This is a genomic window from Endozoicomonas sp. SESOKO4 (assembly GCF_024606275.1).
The window spans coordinates 1-1292 of sequence record NZ_JAHHPS010000428.1 but is presented as its reverse complement, the minus strand read 5'-3'; the positions used below and the strand labels follow the sequence as shown (position 1 = coordinate 1292).

1 protein-coding gene is annotated in these 1292 nt (G+C 47.1%); it reads right to left on the bottom strand.

Annotated features, from left to right (window positions below):
• Window positions 1–81: 81 nt before the first annotated feature.
• On the bottom strand, window positions 82–1292 hold a 1211-nt coding region (locus KDK16_RS08575; RefSeq protein ID WP_257275612.1), incomplete at its 5' end, for a hypothetical protein.

Genomic DNA, 1292 nt, shown 5'->3' with positions numbered 1-1292 from the left:
GACCAATTTATTGCAACCGCAGTAGGACAGCCTTAAGTCCGACAGGCTGCTAGATGTTTACCAGGCTCGGCCATATCAACGTCATTCCATATTATCCTCCTCTGCGTATTGATCCGCGAATGCAAAAATATTGCCGGCAAACAACGTAAGTCCCTTAACAAGACTGACCAGGGGAAAAACAGCATTATTAGCTCCGAGATTGAACTGACCATTGCATCGAAGGAAGTCTCTGGGAAATTTTTTCTGCCTGTCCAAGCGGTGCAAAGGTTTCGGGTACAATATTTCATCCAGAACTCCCTCGCGCTTTAAGTGTTCTGAGTAGCACTCAGCAGAAGGAGTAAATGCACAAGAGGCTTTGACCTCATCAGGTTGCAGAGCCGTCCAGTACAGGATCTCCTGAGCCGTGCGAGTCAACCATGAAAGATATTTAGCATCGTCAAGCTGCATAAATTTTTGCAATCTTGGCTTGGGCTGTAATTCTTTTTCTTTTGCAAACAGACCCGACAGGTATTCGTTCAGTAGCTGTTCAATGAAGTTTTCTGTCTCTTTCACTGACTGGTCAATTTGATAATGATAATCCGCAGAGTCCCGACGCAAACGTGATCTTAACAACACAGCTGCCAGCAGGTTTTCACACATGGCATTGGCAAAACTCAACCGCTGTAAAACCTCTGGGGTATAACCCCAGGTTTTAGAGTCTGTAAAACCAAGGCCGCTTTTCATGGAGCCATAAAACTCAACATCACCCCAATCCCGCAAACCATCCCAACCAAAATCGGGACGCTCAATGGCTTCGATCCAGCCTTCAAAATCTCCGGGTAATGGAAAGGCAAAATAATCCGAGTTCCCCAACAACGGACTGAGGAACACCCAACGACGCCCGGTAGCGTGAAATGACGGTATGGTTGACGTTGGCATAATGCCAAACTTGCCATTAAGTACGCCAATATCATGAATGCCATTCAACAGACCTTGCTCAGCAGTTGCGTAAGGAGTGCTGGTATCTTCAGGAGTGTGAGCGTATTTACCGTAGTGGTTTGTCGCCTTGAAGTGATAGACCAGAACGGCTCTTTCGCCACCAACATCGCTCACTTGCAGGCGGTCCGTGAAACATCGGGTACGCTCGGGAAGATCCTTTTCCAGTACAACGAGGTACTGACCAAAACGGGGTGTCAGGCTTTTAAAGCGGTCACTTTTGGCAATAAATTGATGCATAATGCCTTCTTGCGCCAGAGTAGCCTCAAACTCTCCGACCCGATGGAACTTATAGTAATCAACCTCCTCACCATTGA